The organism is Pseudomonas sp. P4_C4 (assembly GCF_056402055.1).
Genome location: NZ_JBFUID010000004.1, coordinates 1 through 16,881 on the forward strand (window position 1 = coordinate 1; position 16,881 = coordinate 16,881).

The window sequence follows — 16,881 nt, forward strand, 5'->3', positions numbered from 1 at the left end:
CAAACATCTTTGGGTTTTGAGAAAACCCTAAACTTGGCTCAGCAATCGTTGGTTACATCTTTGATTTCTCGCGGAGTAACTTGTGATGCTGATAATCTGTTGACTAGCAGTCTGACTCCACAAGCACCCACACGAATTGCTTGATTCAGTTGTTAAAGAGCGGTTGGTTAAGAGCTTTCGTCTCAACCGAGGCGCGCATTCTACAGCAGCCTCAYTTGCTGTCAAGTGGTATTTTTCAGAAGTTTTCAAGGAATCCTTAACAACTTCAACCACTTGCGCTTCAGATCTCTCATCAGCGGGAGGCGAATTCTACAGCGTTACACGCTGCTGTCAACACCTCTTTTTCAACTCCCTTTTGGCTTCGATGACCTGAAGCAACCTGCTGCCGAAAACTGCATAACTCATTGTTTACCAAGGAGTTTTCCGTTTCGACTGCGCCGGAAGTGGGGCGAATTATAGGCTTCTAAAATTCGCCGTCAACCCTTTATCTCAGCTTTATTCGGATTTGAGCGTAATACGCGCAAATGCCTTCTTCCCGGCCTGGCAAACATGGGTCGCGCCCAGTGCATATATAAAGGTGCGATCGACAACCTCACCATCTATACGCACACCACCGGAACCCAGGAGATCTCGCGCCACCGCCGAGTTCTTGACCAACCCTGCCTTATTAAGGACAGCAGCGATCGGCATATCCTCGATAGCAGTCAATTCGATTTCCGGCAGATCTTCAGGCAGCTCGCCATCCTTCATACGGTTACCGGCAGCACGATGAGCACTGGCCGCAGCCTCCTCACCATGGAAGCGTGCAACGATCTCTTCAGCCAGCTTGATCTTGATATCGCGCGGATTGGCACCCGCCTCCACATCAGCGCGGAACGCATTGATCTCATCCATGGAGCGGAAGCTGAGCAACTCGAAGTAACGCCACATCAGCGCATCCGGAATGGAAACCAGCTTGCTGTACATCACACCCGGCGCTTCCTGGATACCGACGTAGTTGCCCAAGGACTTGGACATCTTCTTCACGCCATCCAGGCCTTCAAGCAGCGGCATGGTCAAAATGCACTGGGCCTCCTGACCATAACCACGCTGCAGTTCACGCCCCATCAGCAAGTTGAACTTCTGATCGGTGCCGCCGAGCTCGACGTCTGCGCGCAGGGCTACCGAGTCGTACCCTTGAACCAGCGGATAAAGGAACTCATGAATGGCGATTGGCTGATTGGTTGTGTAACGCTTGTCGAAGTCATCGCGCTCGAGCATGCGAGCCACGGTGTACTGCGAAGTCAGGCGAATGAAGTCGGCCGGCCCCATCTGATCCATCCAGGTGGAGTTGAATGCCACTTCGGTCTTTGCCGGGTCCAGAATCTTGAAGACCTGAGTCTTGTAGGTCTCGGCATTCTCGAGGACCTGCTCGCGAGTGAGCGGCGGGCGCGTAGCACTCTTGCCGCTCGGATCGCCGATCATCCCGGTGAAGTCACCTATAAGGAAGATCACCTGATGCCCCAGCTCCTGGAACTGGCGCAGCTTATTAATAAGCACGGTGTGACCCAAGTGCAGATCCGGAGCCGTTGGATCGAAGCCCGCCTTAATACGTAGCGGCTGGCCACGCTTGAGCTTTTCAATCAGCTCGGACTCGACCAACAGTTCTTCCGCACCACGTTTGATCAGCGCTAGCTGCTCTTCAACCGACTTCATAACAGACCCGCAAGGCTCAGATTCAAAGGGAACCAACCATACAAGATCGCGCGTCAAATACAAGGTTTGCCCGGCGCACGGACGCCAATCCGCAGACAGAGCGCCTGCGGACTTGCTTCAGAGATGATTTGGTTATATTTTATACAGTTATTTCATCTTCATCATGTCATTCATCTTTTCCAATTCATCTTTTTCAAAGTCAAAACCACTTATGACCACAGAATCGTCTAAAGCGCCGCCGCTTTACCCGAAGACCCACTTGCTTGCCGCAAGTGGCATCGCCGCCCTTCTCAGTCTGGCGCTCCTGGTATTCCCTTCCAGCGATGTCGAAGCCAAAAAGACAACCCTGAGTCTTGAACTGGAAAGCCCTGCTGAACAACTGACACAAGATCAAGACGCTGCTGAGGCCGTTCAAGCCACAAATGAACCAGCAACCTCCCCCTTCGCGCAGATCGACAACAGCGCCGAAGACACTCAGGAAACCGCTCAAGCCGAACCTGCGCCGGTCGTCGAAGAAAAGAAGCCGGCAAGCCACAGGGAAGTGATCGTCACCAAGGGTGACACCCTCTCTACACTGTTCGAGAAGGTCGGCCTCCCGGCCACCTCAGTGCATGACGTGCTGGCCAGCGACAAGCAGGCCAAGCAGTTCAGCCAACTCAAGCATGGGCAAAAACTCGAATTCGAACTGAGTCCTGACGGCCAGTTGACCAACCTGCACAGCAAGCTCAACGACCTCGAAAGCATCAGCCTGACCAAGAACGACAAGGGCTACACCTTCAACCGCATTACCGCCAAACCGACCGTGCGCTCGGCTTACGTTCATGGCGTGATCAACAGCTCGCTGTCGCAGTCCGCGGCCCGAGCGGGCCTGTCTCACAGCCTGACCATGGACATGGCCAGTGTGTTTGGCTACGACGTGGACTTCGCCCAGGATATTCGCCAGGGCGACGAGTTCGACGTGATCTACGAGCAAAAGGTGGTCAACGGCAAGGCCGTCGGCACTGGCCCGATCCTGTCGGCGCGCTTCACCAACCGCGGCAAGACCTACACCGCCGTACGCTACACCAACAAACAAGGCAACAGCAGCTACTACACCGCTGACGGCAACAGCATGCGCAAGGCGTTCATCCGCACACCGGTGGACTTCGCCCGCATCAGCTCGAAATTTTCCATGGGCCGCAAACATCCGATCCTGAACAAGATCCGCGCCCACAAAGGCGTCGACTACGCAGCACCGCGTGGCACGCCGATCAAGGCTGCCGGTGATGGCAAGGTCTTGCTGGCCGGCCGCCGTGGTGGCTACGGCAATACCGTGGTTCTCCAGCACGGCAATACCTACACCACGCTCTACGGCCACATGCAAGGCTTCGCCAAAGGCGTGAAGACTGGCGGCACGGTGAAACAGGGCCAGGTGATTGGCTATATCGGCACCACCGGCCTCTCCACCGGGCCGCACCTGCACTACGAGTTCCAGGTCAATGGTGTGCACGTCGACCCGCTGGGCCAGAAACTGCCAATGGCCGATCCGATTGCCAAGGCCGAACGCCCACGCTTCCTCGCCCAAAGCCAGCCATTGATGGCGCGCATGGAACAGGAAAAAGCCACTCTGCTAGCTTCGAGCAAGCGCTAAGTCATGGCGCTCTATATAGGTGTGATGTCCGGGACCAGCCTTGATGGCCTGGACATCGCACTGGTCGAGCAAGCCCCGGCGATCAGGCTGATCGCCTCTCACTACATCCCGATGCCCGATTCCCTGCGCGCCGAGCTGCTCGGCTTGTGTGCCAGCGGCCCGGACGAAATCGCCCGCTCCGCCATCGCCCAGCAGAACTGGGTGAAACTGGCAGCCCAAGGGATTCATGCCCTTCTCGCTCAGCAGCAACTGAAGCCTGACGACATTCGTGCGATCGGCAGCCATGGCCAGACCATCCGCCACGAACCGGCACGCGGTTTCACCGTGCAGATCGGCAACCCGGCCCTGCTGACGGAGCTGACCGGCATCACCGTGGTCAGCGACTTCCGCAGCCGTGACGTCGCTGCCGGCGGACAAGGTGCACCGCTGGTTCCTGCCTTCCACGAGACACTGTTTGAAGAACGGACCGGCAATCGTGCCGTGCTGAACGTCGGTGGATTCAGCAACCTGAGCCTGATCGAACCCGGTAAGCCTGTTGCCGGTTTCGACTGCGGCCCGGGCAATGTCCTGTTGGACGCCTGGATTCATCAGCAACGTGGCGACAACTATGACCGCGACGGCCAATGGGCCACCAGCGGCAAGGTTGAACCGGCTCTATTGAATGAGCTGCTCAGCGATCCGTTCTTCGTAACCAAAGGCCCGAAGAGTACCGGACGGGAAGTATTCAACCTACCTTGGCTGACACAGCACCTGGCACAACTGCCAGCCTTCGCCGCCGAAGATGTTCAGGCGACGCTGCTTGAGCTGACCGCGCTGACCATCATCGAATCACTGCAAAGCGCCCAGGCAGACACGCAGGAACTACTGGTCTGCGGCGGCGGCGCCCACAACACCGCGTTGATGAACCGCCTGGCCAGCCTATTGCCAAACGCCAGTGTCAGCAGCACTGCCACTTACGGCGTAGACCCCGACTGGGTCGAAGCCATGGCCTTCGCGTGGCTGGCTCATTGCTGCCTCGAAGGTATTGCGGCCAACCGCCCGAGCGTTACCGGTGCCCGCGGCTTGCGCGTACTGGGCGCCATCTACCCCGCATAAATTCTCCACACAGTAAAACGCCGCAGGGCCCTGAGGCCATGCGGCGCTTTGTAATGCAGGCGCGCTGATCAGATCGAGAACGAAGAACCGCAGCCACAAGTGGTGGTCGCATTCGGGTTCTTGATGACGAAACGCGAACCTTCCAGACCTTCCTGGTAGTCCACCTCGGCACCTGCCAGGTACTGAAAGCTCATCGGATCGACAACCAGACTCACACCTTCGCGCTCGACGATGGTGTCGTCATCGGCCACTTCTTCATCGAAGGTGAAGCCGTACTGAAAACCTGAACAACCGCCGCCCGTAACGAATACGCGCAGCTTCAAGCGATCATTCCCCTCTTCATCGACCAGGCTCTTCACCTTGTGCGCGGCACCGTGGGTGAATTGCAAAGCCGTGGGGGTGAAGGATTCGACGCTCATGCTGACTATCTCCCGGCGTTACGCCGTCATATTGCGTGATGACGCGCATTATCCGCTTCTCCTAGAAAAGCGGTCAACTATTGTTATGGTATATCAACCAATCCAATCGCCGGCCCGGAATGCAAAAAGGCCCGTCAGACGGGCCTTTTGCTGTACGCGATAAAGCTTACGGCAGCATGCCGGCGTGGGACAGGCCCAGACGCTCATCCAGCCCGAACAGAATGTTCATGTTCTGCACCGCCTGACCCGAAGCGCCTTTGACCAGGTTGTCGATCACCGACAGCACAACCACCAGATCACCATCCTGAGGGCGATGCACGGCAATACGGCAGACGTTGGCACCCCGTACACTACGAGTCTCCGGATGGCTGCCGGCCGGCATCACATCGACGAACGGTTCGTTGGCATAACGCTTTTCAAACAGCGCCTGCAGATCCACCGAGCGATCAACAACGGTTGCGTAGAGCGTGGAATGAATGCCACGAATCATCGGAGTCAGGTGCGGAACGAAGGTCAGACCGACGTCCTTGCCTGCTGCACGACGCAGGCCCTGGCGGATTTCCGGCAAATGACGGTGCCCTTTGACCGCATAGGCCTTCATGCTTTCCGATGTCTCGGAGTACAGCGAGCCTACGGAAGCACCACGACCGGCGCCGCTGACACCGGATTTGCAGTCAGCAATCAGATGCGCAGTATCGGCCAGGCCGGCTTCGAGCAATGGCAGGAAACCCAATTGCGTTGCAGTTGGGTAGCAGCCCGGCACAGCAATCAGGCGCGCTTTCTTGATCTGCTCGCGATTGACTTCCGGCAAGCCATAGACCGCTTCGTCCAGCAACTCCGGTGCACCGTGCGGCTGGCCGTACCACTTGGCCCACTCATCCGCGTCTTGCAGACGGAAGTCCGCCGACAGGTCGATGACCTTGGTCCCGGCCGCCAGCAACTCGCCCGCCAAGGCATGGGCAACACCGTGCGGTGTGGCGAAGAACACCACATCGCAGGCACCCAGGGTCTTGATGTCCGGAACGCTGAACGCCAGGCCGTCGTAGTGGCCTCGCAGGTTCGGGTACATGTCGGCCACGGCAAGGCCAGCCTCGGATCGGGAAGTGATGACAACCACCTCAGCTTGCGGATGTTGCGCCAACAGACGCAGCAGTTCGACACCGGTGTAACCCGTGCCGCCGACGATACCGACCTTGACCATAAACCTGCCCTCAACGAACCCACTGGAAAGCCGTCGATAATAGGGGCCGCGCGCCCCTGCGACAACCGTCAAGGTGACGTGCGGAGCTTCTAGCCTCTACTATTCCCGCTACCGTGAACCTGGGAATAACTAAAAATGCTTTATCTGTGGCTCAAAGCACTTCACATCATCAGCATCGTTTGCTGGTTTGCCGGCCTGTTTTACTTGCCGCGGCTGTTCGTCTATCACGCTCAAAGCGAAGATACCGTCAGCAAGGAACGCTTCAGCGTCATGGAGCGCAAGCTGTATCGCGGCATCATGGGGCCGGCAATGATCGCTACGCTGATCTTCGGCGGCTGGCTGATCAGCCTCAACCCGAGTGCGTATTTCACTCAGGGTGGCTGGATGCACGCCAAGCTGACGCTGGTGGTGATTCTGATCGGCTACCACCACATGTGCGGTGCCCAGGTAAAACGTTTTGCCCGTGGCGAGAACACCCGCAGCCATGTCTTTTATCGCTGGTTCAATGAAGTGCCGGTTCTGATATTGCTGGCTATCGTAATTCTGGTCGTCGTTCGGCCGTTCTAAATCCACCAGGCACCACTCACCGGGGTACTTCCAATGTCGCTGCCCGCTCTGCTCGAACAACGTTTGCGTCTGCCCGTGGTGGCGGCGCCGATGTTCCTGATTTCCAATCCGCAATTGGTACTCGCCTGTTGTCGCCAGGGCGTGGTCGGCAGCTTCCCGGCGCTGAACCAGCGCGAAAGCAGCGGTTTCAAGGCCTGGCTGGAAGAAATCGAAGCCGGGCTGGYGACACTGGAAAACCCCGCGCCTTATGCCGTAAACCTGATCGTCCATAACAGCAATCCACGGTTACAGGCGGATCTTGAGATCTGTGTCGAGCACAAAGTGCCGATCGTGATCACCAGCCTCGGCGCCGTGAAAGAACTGGTCGACGCGGTCCACAGCTACGGCGGCCTGGTGTTCCATGATGTGACGACTCGTCGTCATGCCGAGAAAGCGGCCGAAGCCGGCGTGGATGGTTTGATCGCCGTGGCTGCCGGCGCCGGTGGACACGCCGGGACCTGGAGCCCGTTCTCGCTGATTGCCGAAATCCGCCAGTTCTTCGACAAGACCCTGTTGCTGGCCGGCTGCTTGAATCATGGCCACGAAATTCTTGCCGCCCAACTGCTCGGCGCGGATTTGGCCTACTTTGGCACACGATTTATCGGCACGACCGAAAGTCACGCGCCCGACGCCTACAAAGAAATGCTGCTGACATCCAAAGCGGCAGACATCATCCATACTCCAGCCGTGTCAGGTGTCCCCGCGAGTTTCATGCGCCAGAGTCTGGAAGCAGCCGGTTTCGACATGGCCGCCTTGCAAGGCAAGGGCGAGATCAACTTCGGCTCCAAGCTCAAACCCGTGAGCGATGAGGCCAAAGCCTGGAAAACCGTTTGGTCTGCCGGCCAGGGCGTGGGAGAAATCGAGGACTTGCCGAGTGTCGAGCAGTTGATTGCACGTCTCGACGCGGAGTACCGCAAGGCCCTGGAGCAGGCTGCCCAGTTGACCAAACGCTGGCCGAGCTGACAGCAAACCTTGGCCAGTCTTGCCCGGCTGGCCTTACTCTCGCCCGGGCACAACATTCTTCTTTCAACCTCTCGCGACAAGGATGCTTCGCACATGGGCGAAAATCATTTCAAGATCGTATTCGAGGGCGCCTTGCTGCCCGGTGTCGACATCACCACGGCAAAGCTCAATCTCGCCGACTTGTTCAAAAGCGATGTCACGGCCATTGAACGCTTGTTCACCGGGCGTCCGGTAGCGCTCAAACGCAACCTGTCGCAAGCCGATGCCCAGACCTATCTCCAGGCGCTGAGCAAAACCGGTATCGACGCCCGCATCGAAGCCGAAACGCCGATCGAACTGAACCTCGCCGACGTTCACGACCACCCTTCGGCCAGTAGCCAGGCTGCCCTGGCAGATCCGCAGTCCCCTTACGCTCCGCCTCGCGCGCCCGTCGGCGAAGCCGTGGCGGAATTCGCCACGCTCAAGCCCTTCAGTTTCGATGGCCGGATCGGCCGCTTGCGTTACCTCGCCTGGACGCTGGTGCTGTCAACTGTGCTTCTGGCCGTTTGCGGGGTGTTTGCCTTGGTCGCCCTGGCTCTCATCGGCGCGGATTCGACCGCCGGCCTGATATTGGGCAGCTTGCTGGCCTTGATCCTGTTCGTCGGATTTGTATTCGTCAGCATCCAGATCACTGTTCAACGCTTGCACGATGTCGGCTGGTCCGGCTGGCTGTGGCTGCTGAACCTGGTGCCGTTCGTTGGCAGTTTCTTTCCGTTCATGATCATGGTCGTACCGGGCAACGACACCGCCAACCGCTACGGCCCGCCGCCTCCGCCGAACGGTACCGCGGTCAAGGTATTGTCTTCGCTGTGGCTGATCGTTATCGCGCTGGTTCTGTTCGGCTCGCTGGCCGGTGGTCTCACGGCGATACGGGAAGAATACAAAAGCGCCGCCCAGAGCAGCTACGAAAGCAGTTCGGTCACCACCGATGAAATCGAAGTCGAGATCGAACCGGTGCCAAATTCCACCGACGATGCAGCCGAAGAGGCCCGGCCCCCTGTAGACTCTGCGAAAGAATGAACAGCGCTCCTGGCCCGTGACACCTGCGTCGCGGCGCGGAGCTGTTGCGATGGAGAACTGCATGACCCGTTACGCTCTGATCACTGGCGCCTCCAGCGGCATCGGCCTGGCAATGGCCGAAGCGCTGGCCCGGCGCGGCCGCAGCCTGATTCTGGTGGCCCGACAACGTGATCAGCTGGAAAGTATTGCGATTGAACTGACCCAAAGGTTCGGCGTGGAAGTGTTGTTCCGTGCCTGTGACCTGGGCGAACCGCTGCGCCTGTCCGGATTCCTGCTGGAACTGGAAGAAGGCGACCGGCAGATCGATCTGTTGGTCAACTGCGCCGGTATCGGTACCTGCGGCCCGTTTCTGGCCCAGGACTGGATGACCGAGCAAGACCTGATCGAAGTGAACATCCTCGCCCTCACCCGCCTGTGCCACGCCATCGGCAACAGCATGGCCCTGCAAGGCGGCGGGCAGATTCTGAATGTGGCCTCGGTGGCGGCGTTTCAACCGGGGCCGTGGATGAGCACTTATTACGCCAGCAAAGCGTATGTGCTGCACTTTTCCGAAGGATTGCGCGTCGAGCTGAGAAAATGTGCGATCAAGGTTTCGGTGCTCTGCCCCGGGCCGACCCGCACGGCGTTTTTCCGTACCGCACAACTCGACAGCGACAAACTGGCCAACAGCAAACTGCTGATGAGCCCCGAGGAAGTGGCGCTCTACACCGTGCGCGCACTGGAAAAGAATCAAGCGATCATTATTCCCGGGCGGCGCAACCGCTGGTTCGCCTTCCTGCCGCGGCTCGGCTCGCGCTGGCTGACGCGCACCATCGCCGGCATGATCAACAAGGCGTACTGCCCGCGCTGATCCAATTCAAGGTAAAAAGCTGGGCGCTGGCATACGCCATGAGTACACTCAGGCCAGCCCAAATAACGGAGAAAACAGCTGTGGATACTCTGTTCACCAAGATCATCAACCGGGAAATCCCGGCGAAGATCATTTACGAGGACGACCAGGTACTGGCCTTCCACGACATTGCCCCACAGGCACCGGTACATTTTCTGGTGGTCCCGAAGAAACCGGTTCGCACCTTGAACGACCTGACCGAGGACGACAAGACGCTGGCCGGGCATATTCTGTTCACCGCGCAGCGCCTGGCACTGGAACTGGGCTGCGAAAAAGGTTTCCGCGTCGTCATGAACTGCAATGAAGAAGGCGGACAAACCGTCTACCACATTCATATGCACGTGCTGGGTCAGCGCCAGATGCACTGGCCGCCGGGCTGATTGCTCTAAACCCTGTGAAAGCGGCGCACCGCCGCTTTCACAAAAGGCATCACAGCACTGTCACAGCCTCTGCATCACAATGACCCAGCGCAATCCTTCCCCGGCCGATTGGGTTAAACTGGCCGCCGAAATTCCCCCGGAGGTCAGCATGACTACCCAACGTCACTACTCGCCAATTGACCGCCTTCTGCTGCAAGCCGATGCCGCGATGCGCACCCTGCTGCCCTTCAGCGGCCAGCCGTACCGTCCGTCGCCCGCCATCGTGCAGCCGGATGCGAAAATGAGCGACGAAGACACACGCCACGTTGCCGGCCTGATGCGCATCAACCACACCGGCGAAGTCTGCGCCCAGGCGCTGTACCAAGGACAGGCGCTGACCGCCAAACTGCCGCAAGTGCGTGCCGCGATGGAGCATGCCGCCGAAGAAGAAATCGATCACCTGGTCTGGTGCGAACAACGTATTCATCAACTGGGTAGCCACACCAGCATCCTCAATCCGCTGTTTTATGGCATGTCGTTCGGGATCGGCGCAGTGGCCGGCCTGATCAGCGATAAAGTCAGCCTGGGGTTCGTTGCGGCGACGGAAGACCAGGTGTGCAAACACCTGAACGAACATCTGGAGCAATTGCCGGCCGAGGATGAAAAGTCCCGGGCGATTCTTGAGCAGATGCGCATCGATGAAGAACAGCATGCCGAAAGTGCGCTGGAGGCTGGCGGGTTCCGCTTTCCGGCACCGGTGAAGTTCGGGATGAGCCTGATGGCCAAGGTGATGACCAAGAGTACTTATCGGATCTGACTCCGTTTTTTGTAGGAGCGAGCGCCAGAATAAAAAAAGGCGACTGCCGTGAGGGAGTCGCCTTTTTTGTGTTCGAGAGTCTTACGCCATATTGCGCGCGTAGAAGATTTCGAGCATTTCGTGTTTCACCCGCTCGGTCACCTGGGCACGTTGCTCAGAGGACAGGTTGTTGGTGGCGTCGCCGAACAGGTAGTTATCCAGTTCGAAGTTCTTCAGCAGCATCTTGGTGTGGAACAGGTTTTCCTGGTACACGTTCACGTCGGTCATCTGGTACGCGTCGTAAGTGTCATCGGAGAGGTAGTTCTGGATCGAATTGATCTCATGGTCGATGAAGTGCTTTTTGCCTTCAACGTCACGGGTGAAGCCGCGCACACGGTAGTCCACGGTCACGATGTCCGAATCGAACTGGTGAATCAGGAAGTTGAGCGCTTTAAGCGGTGAAATGACCCCGCAAGTCGACACGTCGATGTCCACACGGAAGGTTGCAATACCGCTGACCGGGTGGATCTCCGGGTAGGTGTGCACCGTGATGTGGCTCTTGTCGAGGTGGGCCAGAATGATTTCGGGCAGTGGGCCCGGGGACTCTTCGATCTGACTGTCGGTCGGGGTTACGGGCTCTTCCGAGATCAGGATCGTGACGCTGGCGCCCTGCGGCTCATAGTCCTGACTGGCAATGTTCAGGATGTTGGCACCAATGATATCGACAACTTCCGTGAGGATCTGCGTCAGGCGTTTCGCGTTGTACTCTTTATTGATGTACTCGACGTAAGCCTGCTGGTCTTGCGGGGTTTCCGCGTAGCAGATGTCATAGATGTTGAAGCTCAAGGTCTTTGTCAGGTTATTGAACCCGTGGAGCTTGAGTTTGCTTTTCACCGTTAAAAACTCTCTATGTGTTTGCGGCCCGGCCGCGTGATCAAGCATGCCCGTCAAATGCGAACAACGCACCTGCGTAGGACGGTTAACACCTCTTCGCGATGGCGATTTTGGTTGTCTGCTCGGGTGCGAGGCCTGTCGGCTGACGGGCCACTACCCTGAAAAAAGTGGCGCATTATGCAGACGTCAGCTTGTGTTCGCCAGAGTCTGCACTGCTTTTATGATAGTTGAATGTCGATTCAACCGAGCTCGATGATCTCGTAGTCGTGGGTAATTGCCACGCCTGCCGCGCCGAGCATGATCGAGGCCGAGCAATACTTCTCGGCAGACAATTCGATGGCGCGCTTGACCTGGGCTTCTTTCAGCCCACGGCCCTTGACCACGAAATGCATGTGGATCCTGGTGAAAACCTTTGGATCTTCGGTCGCACGCTCGGCTTCAAGGAACGCTTCACAGCTTTCGACCGCCTGGCGGGACTTCTTGAGGATGCTGACCACATCGAAATTGCTGCAACCGCCGACACCCAGCAGCAGCATTTCCATCGGCCGGACACCCAGGTTACGTCCGCCGGCATCGGGCGGACCGTCCATGACCACGACATGACCACTACCGGATTCGCCGAGGAACATGGCTTCGCCAGCCCATTGGATGCGTGCCTTCATCGCCAAGACTCCACTGTATAAAAAAGGGTCGCCAGCTTAGCACAGGCCCCGTGACTGACGGCGCCCGGCGTCCTAGGACATATCCCACCGCCTTGTAGGTAAATGCTCGAATATTGCAGGAGGTGTCTGTTAAGCTGACGCCAAATCAATGGCGCATTGCCAGCTTTCCCCCAGCGTTCGCTATTCATAAAAAAACCAAACACACCGTGCAGTCTTTTCGGGATACAACCATGGTTGCGATTGCCCCCAACCCCAAGATCAAGAACCTCGACAAGCTGTTGATGCATTGTCAGCGCCGCCGCTATCAGGCCAAGAGCAACATCATTTGTGCCGGCGACCGTTCGGAAACGCTGTTCTACATCATCAAAGGCTCAGTCACCATCCTGATCGAAGATGACGACGGCCGGGAAATGATCATTTCCTACCTGAACACCGGGGACTTTTTCGGCGAGTTGGGTCTGTTTGAGCAAGCTGGCCTGGAGCAGGAGCGCAGCGCCTGGGTGCGGGCCAAGGCTGAATGCGAAGTCGCGGAAATCAGCTACGCGAAATTCCGCGAGTTGTCCCAGCAGGATCCAGACATTCTTTACGTCCTCAGCGGACAAATCGCACAGCGCCTGCGCAACACCACGCGCAAGGTCGGTGACCTGGCATTCTTTGATGTAACCGGTCGAGTCGCCCGCTGCCTGCTGGAGCTATGCAAACAGCCAGATGCCATGACTCACCCCGATGGCATGCAAATCAAGGTGACCCGTCAGGAGATCGGGCGGATAGTCGGTTGTTCCCGGGAGATGGTCGGTCGCGTCCTCAAGGATCTGGAAGAACGCGAACTGGTGAACGTCAAAGGCAAGACCATGGTGGTTTTCGGTACGCGATAAGCTCGAAAACCTAGCCGCTGAACATCTGCACCAGCACCAACCGGTAGAGATAGTCGAGGCGCGCCAGGGCATCGTGCGCCGCGAACTTCTCATGCAGCGCGATGTGGCTTTCGGCGCGTACGCGTTGCTCCAGACCGCAGGCCTCGTTGAAACGATTGACCGCGGCGACCATAGACTCTCGCTCGTTATCCAGCAGCAACGCCCCATGCACCAGTCCTACCGGACGCTGCCCACCCTGACTCTGGCGCCAGCGCTGGGCGGTGCCGACCATCTTGCGACCATCGAGGTTGACGTTGAAGCGACCGTCACAGAAGGCGCCTTCGATTTCACCCAGGGACGAAGTGCCACCTAACTCATCCAGCAACTGACAGATTGGATCGCATAGACGCCGGTAGCCGGATTCGATGCGGTTAAGGTCGCCTTCGCTGCGCGGCGGTGCGTAGACCAGAGCGATGTTGATCGTGGTGTCGGATTGCGGAACGGGCTCTCCGCCGGTATCGCGCAACAACACTGGCCAGCCTGCCGCTGCCGAGACTTCACATGCGGATTCAAAGCCTGGCAAGCGATTCAAGCGACGCGGCATCACTAATGCCTGGTCACTCGGTTGCCAGAACAACAGACCGAATTCCGCGTTGCCGGCACAGACCGACGCCAGCAAATCCTGCTCGGCTTGCAGACCGGCTTCGATGGTCAGGGAAATAGGTGAGGTCATAAGGTATTCCGTAGGACATAAAGTCTGTGGTGCTTCTTATGCCGCTATCGCGAGCAAGCTCGCTCCCACATTTGATCTCGGCAGCTCATAGATTTTGTGGCCACCATCAAACCCTGTGGGAGCGAGCTTGCTCGCGATGCTTTTCAGTCGAGGGTCGAACCGCTGACAGGTACACCGCGCTCAGGGAAGAACAGACGCTGCAACTCGGTACCCGGGCTTTCGGCGCGCATGAACGCTTCGCCGACCAGGAACGCGTAGACGTCGCTGATTTCCATCAGTTCGACATCGGCGCGGTTGAGAATGCCGCTCTCGGTGATGACCAGACGATCGCGCGGAATACGCGGCAACAGGTCGAGGGTGGTTTCCAGGCTGACATCGAAGGTGTGCAGATTGCGGTTGTTCACGCCAACCAGTGGAGTGTCGAGGGTTTTCAAGGCCCGCTCCAACTCGTCGCCGTCGTGGACTTCCACCAGCACATCGAGGTTGACGCTTTTGGCCACGGCCGCCAGTTCGGCCATTTTCACGTCATCCAGCGCGGAAACGATCAACAGCACGCAGTCGGCACCCAAGGCACGGGCTTCGACGATCTGGTATGGATCGATCATGAAGTCCTTGCGGATCACCGGCAGCTGGCACGCCGCGCGGGCCTGTTGCAGGTACGCATCCGCGCCCTGGAAGTAGTCGATGTCGGTGAGTACCGACAGGCAGGTCGCGCCGCCCTTCTCGTAGCTTCTGGCGATGTCGGCGGGAACGAAGTTCTCGCGGATCACACCTTTGCTCGGCGAGGCTTTTTTGATTTCGGCAATGACTGCCGGCTGCTTCAGCTTGGCCTGAGCCAGCAAGGCCTTGGCAAAACCACGGGGTGCATCGGCCGTCTTGGCCAGACTTTCCAGCTCGGCGAGGCTGACGCGAGCGCTGCGCTCGGCGACTTCCTCGACCTTGCGCGCCAGAATCTTTTGCAGAACCGTCGGTACACTCATCCCTCATTCTCCACTTTGAATACCGCGGTAAACGCACCCAGCTCCTCGAGCTTTTCCCGAGCGAGGCCGGTGTGCAGCGCATCGTGCGCAAGTGCAACTCCCTCTTTCAAACTGCTGGCATGGTCGGCTGCGTACAGCGCGGCACCGGCATTGAGCATGATCATCTCGGCCGCTTTCTGACCGTTCTCGGTCTTGCGCTTGCCCAGGGCATCGCGAATCAGTTCCAGGGACGCCGCCGGGCTATCCACCGCCAGGCCATGCAAGCTCTGGCTCTTCATGCCCAGGTCTTCCGGCTCGACCCAATACTCGGTGATCTGGTCGTTTTTCAGCTCTGCCACGAAGGTCGGTGCTGCCAGGCTGAACTCATCCAGGCCATCCTTCGAATGCACCACCAGCACATGCTTGCTGCCCAGACGCTGCAACACTTCCGCCAGCGGCCGGCACAATGCCTGGGTGAACACGCCCACCACCTGATGCTTCACACCGGCCGGATTCGTAAGCGGGCCGAGCATGTTGAACAAGGTCCGCAGACCCAGTTCGCGGCGCGGGCTTGCAGCGTATTTCATCGCAGAGTGATGGGTCTGGGCAAACATGAAACCAATACCAACGTTATCAATGCAGCGCGCCACTTGCACCGGTGTCAGGTTCAGGTAGATACCGGCCGCCTCCAGCAGATCGGCACTGCCGCTCTTGCCCGAGACTGCACGGTTGCCGTGCTTGGCCACGGTGCAGCCAGCAGCGGAAACCACGAACGCAGCAGCGGTCGACACGTTGAAGATATTGGCGCCGTCGCCGCCGGTGCCGACCACATCGACCACACCGTCGAGTGTCTTGAGTTCGACTTTGTCCGCCAGCTCGCGCATCACCGACACCGCGCCGACGATCTCGTCGATGCTTTCGCTCTTCATGCGCATGGCCATCATGAACGCGCCGATCTGCGCGTCGGAGCATTGCCCGGTCATGATTTCGCGCATGACATCGCGCATTTCATCGGTGCTGAGGTCGAGGTGATCGACGATTCGGCTCAGGGCTGTCTTGATATTCATGAAAAGTCCTTAGCGCGTGCCGCCGGTTTGTTTGAGGAAGTTGGCGAACAGTTCGTGGCCCTGTTCGGTGAGGATCGACTCAGGGTGAAACTGCACGCCCTCGATGTTCAGCGTCTTGTGACGCAGGCCCATGATCTCGTCGACCGAGCCGTCTTCGAGCTGGGTCCAGGCGGTCAGTTCCAGACAATCTGGCAGGGTTTCGCGCTTGACGATCAATGAATGATAGCGCGTGACCGTCAGCGGACGATTCAGGCCCTCGAATACACCCTTGTCCTCGTGAAATACCGGGCTAGTCTTACCGTGCATCACTTGGCGGGCGCGCACCACATCACCACCAAAAGCCTGGCCGATGGACTGGTGGCCGAGGCAGACGCCAAGAATCGGCAGTTTGCCGGCGAAATGCTTGATCGCTTCAATCGAGATGCCGGCTTCGGTCGGCGTGCAAGGACCGGGGGACACAACGATGCGCTCAGGGTTGAGGGCTTCGATTTCAGCGATGGTCAGTTCATCGTTGCGCACGACCTTGACTTGGGAGCCGAGCTCGCCCAGGTACTGCACAACGTTGTAGGTAAAGGAGTCGTAGTTATCGATCATCAGCAACATGGCGTTTAGAACCTCTTGAATTCACTGACTTTTAAGATGGCCTTCGAATGATTTACCCGCAGAGCGCTGCGCTTTGTCTGGTGCTGGAGCAGCGCCAGCAAAGCGGCATTTCAAACAGGTAAAGAAGGCAAAGCGATACAGGTCCGGCAAGGCCGGCAAAAGAATTCAGGCGCGCCAACGCCAGCGGGCGTGTGCCTTGATGACTTGATCCAGGAGTTTACTGATGATCAACACGGGGAAGGTCTCGTTCGTACGTTCCGGCACAGTAACTTAGCTGGGCAGAGCGCGCAATATCGCCGGGGGTGCTGCCCGCGAAACTATCAAAGGCTTCGCGACAGATGGCAAAAGGCCGAAAGTTTTTGGTACTGTCGTTTCGTTCACTACAACAATAAATAAA

Annotated in this window: 18 protein-coding genes; 9 read left to right on the plus strand and 9 right to left on the minus strand. The window is 58.1% G+C overall.

The window, feature by feature from the left end; genetic code table 11:
* Positions 1–495: 495 nt before the first annotated feature.
* The gene (tyrS, locus tag AC1DXW_RS03935; protein ID WP_477759795.1) at positions 496–1,695 is read right to left on the minus strand and encodes a tyrosine--tRNA ligase; all 1,200 of its coding nucleotides are present in this window, start codon (positions 1,693–1,695) and stop codon (positions 496–498) included.
* A gap of 211 nt (positions 1,696–1,906) precedes the next feature.
* Here tyrS and AC1DXW_RS03940 point away from each other — a divergent pair, with 211 nt between their 5' ends.
* The gene (locus AC1DXW_RS03940) at positions 1,907–3,325 is read left to right on the plus strand and encodes a peptidoglycan DD-metalloendopeptidase family protein (protein ID WP_477759773.1); all 1,419 of its coding nucleotides are present in this window, start codon (positions 1,907–1,909) and stop codon (positions 3,323–3,325) included.
* Between the two features lie 3 nt (positions 3,326–3,328).
* Positions 3,329–4,420 (plus strand): anhydro-N-acetylmuramic acid kinase, encoded by a 1,092-nt coding sequence (locus tag AC1DXW_RS03945; RefSeq protein ID WP_477759774.1) that lies wholly within the window; start codon positions 3,329–3,331, stop codon positions 4,418–4,420.
* A gap of 68 nt (positions 4,421–4,488) precedes the next feature.
* Here the strand turns inward: AC1DXW_RS03945 and erpA are convergent, their stop codons facing one another.
* Positions 4,489–4,839: an iron-sulfur cluster insertion protein ErpA gene (gene erpA, locus AC1DXW_RS03950; protein WP_007906865.1), complete on the minus strand. Its 351-nt coding sequence runs from the start codon at positions 4,837–4,839 to the stop codon at positions 4,489–4,491.
* Between the two features lie 166 nt (positions 4,840–5,005).
* Complete coding sequence (argC, locus tag AC1DXW_RS03955) at positions 5,006–6,040, minus strand: N-acetyl-gamma-glutamyl-phosphate reductase (protein WP_008051660.1); 1,035 nt, start codon at positions 6,038–6,040, stop codon at positions 5,006–5,008.
* 135 nt (positions 6,041–6,175) lie between these two features.
* Here argC and hemJ point away from each other — a divergent pair, with 135 nt between their 5' ends.
* The 6 genes from hemJ to coq7 all read left to right on the plus strand — a co-directional run bounded on the left by hemJ (position 6,176) and on the right by coq7 (position 10,733).
* Positions 6,176–6,607 (plus strand): protoporphyrinogen oxidase HemJ, encoded by a 432-nt coding sequence (hemJ, locus tag AC1DXW_RS03960; RefSeq protein WP_477759775.1) that lies wholly within the window; start codon positions 6,176–6,178, stop codon positions 6,605–6,607.
* Positions 6,608–6,640: 33 nt separating this feature from the next.
* Entirely contained in the window at positions 6,641–7,609 is a 969-nt protein-coding gene (locus AC1DXW_RS03965; protein WP_477759776.1) for an NAD(P)H-dependent flavin oxidoreductase, read from the plus strand.
* 93 nt (positions 7,610–7,702) lie between these two features.
* Positions 7,703–8,668, plus strand: a complete 966-nt coding sequence (locus AC1DXW_RS03970; RefSeq protein WP_477756860.1) for a DUF805 domain-containing protein — start codon at positions 7,703–7,705, stop codon at positions 8,666–8,668.
* A 61-nt stretch (positions 8,669–8,729) separates the two neighbouring features.
* Entirely contained in the window at positions 8,730–9,518 is a 789-nt protein-coding gene (locus AC1DXW_RS03975; RefSeq protein ID WP_477759777.1) for an SDR family NAD(P)-dependent oxidoreductase, read from the plus strand.
* 80 nt (positions 9,519–9,598) lie between these two features.
* The gene (locus AC1DXW_RS03980; RefSeq protein WP_046039514.1) at positions 9,599–9,937 is read left to right on the plus strand and encodes a histidine triad nucleotide-binding protein; all 339 of its coding nucleotides are present in this window, start codon (positions 9,599–9,601) and stop codon (positions 9,935–9,937) included.
* A gap of 148 nt (positions 9,938–10,085) precedes the next feature.
* Positions 10,086–10,733, plus strand: coding sequence for a 2-polyprenyl-3-methyl-6-methoxy-1,4-benzoquinone monooxygenase (gene coq7, locus AC1DXW_RS03985; RefSeq protein ID WP_096515638.1), 648 nt, complete (start codon positions 10,086–10,088; stop codon positions 10,731–10,733).
* A gap of 81 nt (positions 10,734–10,814) precedes the next feature.
* Here coq7 and speD read toward each other — a convergent pair whose 3' ends face one another.
* Together speD and AC1DXW_RS03995 are read right to left on the minus strand one after the other, a co-directional pair.
* On the minus strand, positions 10,815–11,606 hold the full coding sequence (speD, locus tag AC1DXW_RS03990) for an adenosylmethionine decarboxylase (protein WP_477756209.1): 792 nt from the start codon (positions 11,604–11,606) through the stop codon (positions 10,815–10,817).
* Between the two features lie 239 nt (positions 11,607–11,845).
* On the minus strand, positions 11,846–12,268 hold the full coding sequence (locus AC1DXW_RS03995; protein WP_007994936.1) for an OsmC family protein: 423 nt from the start codon (positions 12,266–12,268) through the stop codon (positions 11,846–11,848).
* A 230-nt stretch (positions 12,269–12,498) separates the two neighbouring features.
* On the opposite strand from AC1DXW_RS03995, the gene crp reads away from it, so the two are divergent.
* Complete coding sequence (gene crp / locus AC1DXW_RS04000) at positions 12,499–13,143, plus strand: cAMP-activated global transcriptional regulator CRP (protein WP_477756210.1); 645 nt, start codon at positions 12,499–12,501, stop codon at positions 13,141–13,143.
* Positions 13,144–13,153: 10 nt separating this feature from the next.
* On the opposite strand, the gene AC1DXW_RS04005 is transcribed toward crp, so the two are convergent.
* From AC1DXW_RS04005 to AC1DXW_RS04020, 4 genes are all read right to left on the minus strand, one after another.
* Positions 13,154–13,855, minus strand: coding sequence for a lipoate--protein ligase family protein (locus AC1DXW_RS04005; protein ID WP_477756211.1), 702 nt, complete (start codon positions 13,853–13,855; stop codon positions 13,154–13,156).
* Positions 13,856–13,998: 143 nt separating this feature from the next.
* The gene (gene trpC, locus AC1DXW_RS04010) at positions 13,999–14,835 is read right to left on the minus strand and encodes an indole-3-glycerol phosphate synthase TrpC (protein ID WP_477759778.1); all 837 of its coding nucleotides are present in this window, start codon (positions 14,833–14,835) and stop codon (positions 13,999–14,001) included.
* Positions 14,832–15,881 carry an anthranilate phosphoribosyltransferase gene (trpD, locus tag AC1DXW_RS04015; RefSeq protein ID WP_223548332.1) on the minus strand — a complete coding sequence of 350 codons (1,050 nt, stop codon included), beginning with the start codon at positions 15,879–15,881 and terminating at the stop codon, positions 14,832–14,834. The genes trpC and trpD overlap by 4 nt, the downstream gene beginning before the upstream one ends.
* Before the next feature lie 9 nt (positions 15,882–15,890).
* Positions 15,891–16,484, minus strand: coding sequence for an aminodeoxychorismate/anthranilate synthase component II (locus AC1DXW_RS04020; RefSeq protein ID WP_007906885.1), 594 nt, complete (start codon positions 16,482–16,484; stop codon positions 15,891–15,893).
* Positions 16,485–16,881: the final 397 nt, after the last annotated feature.